Source organism: Pseudoalteromonas sp. 20-92 (assembly GCF_030847595.1).
Classification (GTDB): domain Bacteria; phylum Pseudomonadota; class Gammaproteobacteria; order Enterobacterales; family Alteromonadaceae; genus Pseudoalteromonas; species Pseudoalteromonas fuliginea.
Genome location: NZ_JANJGQ010000021.1, coordinates 80,119 through 88,147, shown reverse-complemented (window position 1 = coordinate 88,147; position 8,029 = coordinate 80,119). Strand labels below are relative to the sequence as shown.

Below are 8,029 nucleotides of genomic sequence, written 5' to 3'. Positions count from 1 at the left end.
CAGCGATGGGCAAACGGTGCATGGATAAATCTGCCCGACCAAGGTGAAAACAGTAATGATGCAACACTTAAAACATTCCCAATACCGAGTGGAATAGCTTCAACGCGCCTTAGGGTTCAACTGCAAGCACCAAGTGGTCAACAAGTCGGTGTACAAGATATTAGTATTACGGGAGCAAGTATGGGGTCTGAAGCACCAGAACCTACACCAGAGCCAGAAGAACCTGATGCAAGTAATGTTGTTAACTTAATTAATGCAGCTGATACTTCTATTACTTACAGTGAGAACTGGCATTCGAATAGAGACCGAGCGCACGATGGTAACTTGCGAAATATTGCAACAACTACTTCTGATGGTACTAGTGCTGGCGGTGGTGGCGTGTTTATCGCGTTTGATTTTGGAGCCCCATTTACCAACTTCACAGTGACAATGAAAGAGACCAACAATGGCCCGCACCAAGTTGACTTTTGGAGAGTTCAGCGATGGGCAAACGGTGCATGGATAAATCTGCCCGACCAAGGTGAAAACAGTAATGATGCAACACTTAAAACATTTCCAATACATAGTAGCGTAGCTTCAGCGCGCCTTAGGATTCAACTACAAGCACCAAGAGGGCAACGAGTTGGTGTACAGGATATTGGCATTACCGGTATCGCAAGATAACATTTAACTATTTTGGTCTTGTTAATTAAACATTAACAAGGCCAATTTTTCAGTTATTCTGAGTTTTATTGGCAGATGCAATGCTCTCCTTAATTGGAAAAACACATTTTTGGAATAAAAGAAGTTAAATTCAAAGCAATAAGCATGGAACCTTCATATCATACAATATTGGAAACCACCTAACTTAATAGGTTTATTAACAGAGGAACTCGGGTTAATAATTGAGTGTGAAGGAACCACGTAGGCAATAAACTCCCCTCATTGATAAAGTGATTAATGCGGGGAGTTTAACGTTTTCAGATATTGAAAACGTTTATGTGTATCTTTTTTACACTAACCTGTCATGGTGACAAACTCTTCTGAGCCAGTCGGGTGAATAGCCACAACTGCATCAAAATCAGCTTTAGTTGCGCCCATTTTCATGGCAACTGCAAAACCTTGAATCATTTCATCAACCGCAAAACCAATACCATGTAGGCCAACTACTTTTTCGTCTGGGCCGGCACATACAAGCTTCATTTTACAAGGCTGGCGATGTTTAGTTACCGCTGTGTACATAGCCGTAAAGCCAGATTGGTAAATCTTAACGTTTTCTTCGCCATACTGAGAAATAGCTTCTTGTTCAGTAAGGCCAATAGTACCAATTGGTGGGTGACTAAATACAACAGTAGGAACTAGACTGTAATCCATTTTTAAATCATCAGGTAGTTCTTTATTAAATAAACGCTCTGATAAAGTACGCCCTGCTTTAACTGCTACAGGCGTAAGTTCAATACCGTTTTCGATAATATCGCCAACCGCGTATACATTTTTAGCTGTGGTATTTTGAAACTCATCAACTTTAACAAAACCATCGCTGTTAACTTCTACGCCGGCAGCAGCTACATTAATTGCGTCTGTTGTTGGCTGGCGGCCAATTGCCCAAATTACTTGGTCAACGTTATGAGTTTTGCCATTATCTAAATGTAGCGTTACAGAGCCATCATCTTCTTTAACTAATTTATGAGGTACAGATTCTGTATGAAGAGTAGGGCCTTCAGCAGCCATAACATCAACAAGTGTTTCAACTATGTATGGGTCAAAGTTACGAAGTGGAGAATGTTTACGAACAAATAAATGTGTTTCAGTACCTAAACCGTGTAATACACCAGCAAGTTCGACGGCTATGTAGCCTGCGCCAATAACGGCAACACGCTTAGGTTGCTCTTTTAGTTCAAAAAAGCCATTTGAATCGATACCGTGCTCAGCGCCTTCAATATGCGGAATGCTTGGGCGACCACCTACTGCAATTAATATATGGTCGGCTGTGTAGTGCTCGCCGTTTACTTCAACTGTTTTATTATCTACAAATTTAGCAAAGCCTTTAATTACAGTAACGCCATTGCTTGCAAGGCCACTGTCGTAACCTTTATGAATTCGGCCTATGTAGGCTTCACGGCTTTCTACTAACTTGCTCCAATCAAAGCCTTTAACTTCAACATTAAAGCCGTAATCTGGGGCATATAAATTAATTGCTTCAGCAACCTGAGCACCGTGCCACATTACTTTTTTAGGTACGCAACCCACGTTTACACATGTGCCGCCCATGTGTTTTGCTTCTATAAGTGCTACTTTAGCGCCACGCATTGCCGCTCTATTTGCAGAGGCAATACCACCACTGCCACCACCGATTGCAATATAATCAAAGTGTTGTGTCATTTTATGTCCTTAGGCGTTGAGTTTTATGCGTATTAGCATAACATTAAGTTTTAAAAATAAAGAGTGTTTAGGTGACCTATGTTTAGTAAAAAAACATTCGAATTTCTTGCTCAGCTTGATCAAAACAATAATAGAGACTGGTTTAATGACCATAAATCACAGTATGAGGAATACGTAAGAGGGCCCGCTTTAGATTTCATTAGGCAAATGCAAGCACCACTTGCTGAGGTTTCTAGCCATTTTGTCGCATCAGATAAAAAAGTCGGCGGTAGTTTAATGAGAATCCATAAAGACGCGCGTTTTAGTAAAGATAAAACCCCATATAAAATTAATGTAGGAATTCAATTCCGCCATTTTATGGGAAAAGACGTGCACGCTCCGGGTTTTTACTTTCACTTAGCAAATGACGAATGTTTTATAGGTGCTGGTATTTGGCGACCAGAATCAAAGGCGCTTAACGCAATTAGAACCTGCATAGATGAAAACCCAAATAGCTATAAAAAAGCAATTTATGATGAGCAATTTAAATCTATATTTGAAATGTCAGGAGAGTCGCTAAAACGCCCACCAAGAGGTTTTGAAAAAGAGCATCCCTTAATAGATGAGCTCAAACGAAAAGACTTTATAGCCATTAGCCCACTTACTCAAAAGCAAATATGCAGCAATAACCTAGTTGATACGGTAGTAGGGCGTGTTGATCTTTGGTGGGTGAATTTGCAGCAGTGTGTTTGGTTTTTAGGCAAGGCAGAGCCTATATAGTGTGGTATTCCCCATAAATAGGCGATAACGCAGCATAGATACCAAACATGCGCTGCCCTTTGGGTTCTTTCTAGGGACGATTAACTCTTTGTTGCTCGGTTTTTACTTAGCCCACTAGGTTACAAACCTCGCGCCGTGATTTAATCGCCCCTAGATTGAACAAATTTCAATCCACAAAGTTCAACACGCCCTAGAGCGTTATAAAGTGGCGGATTCATTAATGGGTTATTTGTGCTTTGCTTTAGAGCAACCCTATTAAAATTACACAACTTAAAAGCAGTTGAGTTGTTTTTTTACTTTTAGACCCAATTTAAAACGTAATGCATTAACGCAAAGAGAGTATTTATGAGCAACCCACTAATTGGCCTTGAAGGCTTACCACCATTTTCAAAAATAAAGCCTGAGTACGTAGTACCAGCACTAAAAGACGGTATTGAGCTTTGTCGTAAAGCCATTGATGACGTGCTAGCGAAAGGTTCGTACACGTGGGATGACTTAGTATTACCCCTTGAAGAAGCCGACGACAAATTATCGCGCATGTTCTCCCCTGTATCGCATTTAAATTCAGTAATGAATAACGACGAATTACGTGAAGCTTACGAGCAATGCTTACCGTTAATATCTGAATATTCAACATTTGTAGGTCAGCACCAAGGTTTATACAACGCGTATAATACGCTTTATAACAGCGACGAATTTAAAACGCTGACTACAGCACAACAAAAAACAATTACTAATGCGCTTCGTGATTTTAAATTATCGGGTATTGCATTAGCACCGAAGCAGCAAAAACGCTACGGCGAAATTAGCGCGCGTTTATCAGAACTTGCCTCAAAATTTGGCAACAACGTAATGGATGCCACACTTGCTTGGCACAAACACATTACTGATGAAAGCGACTTAGCTGGCTTGCCAGAATCTGCTTTAGCGCTTGCAGCTGATACTGCAAAAAGTAAAGAGTTAGACGGTTGGGTATTTACCCTTGATTTTCCGTCGTATTTACCAATTATGACTTATGCCGATAACCGCGAACTCCGCAGAGAAACTTATACCGCGTTTTCTACGCGCGCATCAGATCAAGGCCCTAATGCCGGTGAATTTGATAACTCAGAGATTATGAGTGAGGAGCTTGCGCTTCGCCATGAACTTGCACAGTTACTAGGATTCAACAGCTACGCTGAAAAGTCACTGGCAACTAAAATGGCCGAAACACCGGCGCAAGTATTCTCGTTTTTAGAAGACCTAGCGGCTAAATCAAAACCACAAGCAGAGCAAGAAGTGGCGGAGTTAAAAGCCTATGCTGAGCAAAAACATGGTATTTCTGAATTAGAAGCATGGGATTTTGGTTACTACAGCGAAAAACTTAAGCAAGAAAAATACGCTATTTCAGATGAAGTACTACGCCCTTACTTCCCTGCAAATAAAGTATTAAGTGGCTTATTCGAAACCGTTAACCGCTTATTTGGTATTAGCGTAAAAGAAGTTACTGACTTTGATACTTATCACAAAGATGTACGCTTTTTTGAAATTGTAGATAGCAGCAATACCTTACGTGGACGTTTTTACCTCGATTTATATGCGCGCGACCGTAAACGCGGTGGAGCGTGGATGGACGACTGTATGGGTCGTAAAGTGCGTGCTAACGGCGAACTACAAACTCCAGTGGCTTATTTAGTGTGTAACTTTAATAAAGCGGTTGGCGATAAACCTGCATTGTTTACTCATGACGAGGTGACAACCTTATTCCACGAGTTTGGTCATGGTATTCACCACATGCTTACACAAGTTGATGCTGCTCCTGTTGCGGGTATTAATGGCGTAGCGTGGGATGCGGTAGAGCTTCCTAGTCAGTTTTTAGAAAACTGGTGTTATGAAGAAGAAGCATTGAGCTTTATTTCAGGTCATTATGAAACGGGCGAGCCGTTACCTAAAGAGCTACTTGATAAGCTACTAGCGGCTAAAAACTACAACTCAGGCATGCAAATGCTACGTCAAATTGAGTTCTCGTTATTCGACTTTAAAATCCACAATGATTATAAAGCGGGTGAAGAGTGTCAAATTCAAGCCGTACTAAACGATGTGCGTAGCCGTACCTCGGTCGTTAATCCACCTGAGTTTAACCGTTTTCAGCATGGCTTTAGCCACATTTTTGCAGGCGGTTACAGCGCTGGTTATTACTCATATAAATGGGCTGAAGTTCTATCTGCTGATGCTTATTCTAAATTTGAAGAAGAAGGTATTTTTAACCCGCAAACTGGGCAAGCTTTCATGCAAAATATTTTAGAAAAAGGCGGCAGTGAAGAGCCAATGGAATTATTTAAAAAGTTCCGTGGTCGTGAGCCTAATGTTGACGCGTTACTACGCCACAGCGGTATTGCAGCTTAAAAAAGCTAATATTTAGCACAAACCAAATTAAAGCGCTTAATGGCGCTTTTTTATTATCTAAATTTTAGGGCGTGTTGATCTTTGGTGGGTGAATTTGCAGCAGACTGTTTGGTATTTAGGCAAGGCAGAGCCTATGTAGTGTGGTTATTCCCCATAAATAGGCGATAACGCAGCATAAATGCCAAACATGCGCTGCCCTTTGGGTTCTTTCTAGGGACAAATTTCAATCCACAAAGATCAATACGCCTTAACTTATTCACTAAAATTTTTAGTAAATTCAGTCTACCGAGCTATGCTCTTAACATACCTAATAAAATGGACTAGGGCATGGCAAAGCTAATATTGGCAATTGATGACGATAAGTTGGTTCACCATATAATAGAGGAGTCTTTAGCAGGGTTTTGTAAAATTATTCATGCAAAAGATGGGGATGAAGGTTTAAGGCTCGCTAATAAATATAACCCCGACATTATTTTGCTCGATATAGAAATGCCGGGTAAATCAGGCTTTGAAGTTTGCCAAACGATTAAAAAAAATGAGCTAACCAAAGATATTCCCGTTATGTTTTTATCATCCAACATTGAGTTGGCTGATCGTGTTAAAGGTTACAGTGCTGGTGCATCTGACTATATAGCTAAGCCTTTTAACGCAGAAGAATTAATGGCGCGTATAAAAGTGCTTTACGAATATCGACAGCAAGGCATAAAGTTAAAATATGATGTAGCTCACGCAAATAAAACAGCCGAAATGGCCATGACTGAATCAGGTGATATGGGCCGAATAATACGCTACGTTGGGCAAAGTTATCATGCTAATAATTTCTCATCATTAAGCGAATATTTTTTAGCATTTTTTACACATTTAGATTTAGATGTTGTTGTTGTTTTTTGGTATGAAAGTAGAGGCATATTTTATTCTCAGCAAAGTGCAGTGTGCCCATTAGAACAAGAGTTATTAGAACAACATAGGCATGCACAGCGGTTTGTCGATATTAGCTCCAGCACAATTATTAATTACCCTAAAATATCATTACTGATAAAAAACATGCCCGTTGACGATAGCGCTAAATTTGGGCATTACAAAGATTTGTTTCCACACATATTGGAGATTACCAATGAAAAAGTGATCACTATACAAAATAATGAAAATAGCTACGAACAGGCCACGCAAATAGGCATCGTGCTTGAAGACATAGTGAAGCAATTAGATTCTCAGAGCCAGGCAAAAAACAGTATTGCTAAACAGCTTATAGAGCAATTAAGTGAGCTTGATAGTGCAATTAAAGTGCAAAAAGAGAGTGATAATATTTGTGACTTAACGCCTTACTTTACCAAGCTAGATAAAACTATGCAGTTGTTTACTTCTGCTAATAGCGATTTAGCATTTATTAAATGTCAGCTTAAGCAAATTAGTGAAACTCTTAATGGGCTACTCGCTAGCTTGCGTAGTAACGATAGTGAAGTTGTCTTACAAAATACCACTGAAAATAACGATATAGAGCTATTTTAGTGCTTTAACCTGTACTGATTGATATACTAAATAGGTATTTTATCGTCGGAGTGTAGAGTGGTTATTCAGTGTGCTTTTAAAGAGTGTCGCCCTTATTTAAATGAGTTAGAAACGCGTTTTGGTTTGGCTCAATGGGCAGAGCAAAACAATGGTTTTCGGCTGAATTACGACGATAGCGGCCTGAGTTTATATAAAACGGATGAACCCAAATTAGGCGCGATCAACGTTGATTTTGTAACCGGCGCAGCGGCGCATAGGCGCAAGTTTGGTGGAGGTAAAGGCCAAGCAATTGCCAAAGCGGTTGGCTTAAATAAAGGCGCAACGCCCGTAGTGCTTGATGCAACTGCCGGCTTAGGGCGTGATGGTTTTGTACTTGCGTCACTTGGATGCAACGTTATATTACATGAGCGCCACCCCGTAGTCGCCGCGTTATTGTATGATGGTTTGCAACGTGCTTATAACGACATTGAAATTGGCGCATGGATGAAGCAAAGCATGAGCCTTATATTTGGTTCAAGCCACACTCTACTATCGCAATGTGAAAGCATGCCCGATGTGGTTTATTTAGATCCTATGTTCCCGCATCGCGAAAAATCAGCATTAGTAAAAAAAGAAATGCGTGTATTCCAAGAGCTTGTTGGTGCAGATACCGACGCTGACGATTTACTCGAATTCGCCTACCCACTCGCCAGTAAGCGCGTAGTAGTAAAACGTCCCGATTACGCCCCATTTTTAAATGACAAAACCCCAAGTATGCAAATTAAAACCAAAAAGAACCGTTTTGATGTGTATGTAAAGGCGGCAATGGTTTAAAAATAACAACGCGATAAGCTTCCTACACAGATGTCTTGTCGCTGAAACCATAATTTAAAATAATTGCCCGCACTAGGATAGTGGCTATCTTTAAGCTGGGTAATTGACTTCGCAATAGATTCATAACACCTTGATTATTATTTATCCATCCCAGATTAACATTCAAAAGCATTAATGCTGTCGTTAATAATTTTTAATTTAT

At 40.2% G+C, this 8,029-nt stretch carries 6 protein-coding genes; 5 read left to right on the top strand and 1 reads right to left on the bottom strand.

Translation table 11 applies throughout. From position 1 onward, the window contains the following. Positions 1-663: hypothetical protein (locus NRL14_RS16125; protein WP_306725131.1), on the top strand; the 663-nt coding region annotated here is incomplete at its 5' end. A gap of 333 nt (positions 664-996) precedes the next feature. Here NRL14_RS16125 and gorA read toward each other — a convergent pair. After that, complete coding sequence (gene gorA / locus NRL14_RS16120) at positions 997-2,361, bottom strand: glutathione-disulfide reductase (protein ID WP_149605116.1); 1,365 nt, start codon at positions 2,359-2,361, stop codon at positions 997-999. Between the two features lie 78 nt (positions 2,362-2,439). On the opposite strand from gorA, the gene NRL14_RS16115 reads away from it, so the two are divergent. The 4 genes from NRL14_RS16115 (at position 2,440) to NRL14_RS16100 (ending at position 7,827) form a co-directional block, all read left to right on the top strand. Further along, entirely contained in the window at positions 2,440-3,120 is a 681-nt protein-coding gene (locus NRL14_RS16115) for a DUF2461 domain-containing protein (RefSeq protein WP_149605115.1), read from the top strand. A 345-nt stretch (positions 3,121-3,465) separates the two neighbouring features. Further along, positions 3,466-5,505 carry an oligopeptidase A gene (prlC, locus tag NRL14_RS16110; protein WP_306725130.1) on the top strand — a complete coding sequence of 680 codons (2,040 nt, stop codon included), beginning with the start codon at positions 3,466-3,468 and terminating at the stop codon, positions 5,503-5,505. Between the two features lie 327 nt (positions 5,506-5,832). Continuing rightward, a complete protein-coding gene (locus NRL14_RS16105) occupies positions 5,833-7,014 on the top strand; it encodes a response regulator transcription factor (protein ID WP_306725129.1) in 1,182 nt (393 codons plus the stop codon). Between the two features lie 57 nt (positions 7,015-7,071). Beyond that, a complete protein-coding gene (locus NRL14_RS16100) occupies positions 7,072-7,827 on the top strand; it encodes a class I SAM-dependent methyltransferase (RefSeq protein ID WP_033040750.1) in 756 nt (251 codons plus the stop codon). The last annotated feature ends 202 nt before the right edge of the window (positions 7,828-8,029 follow it).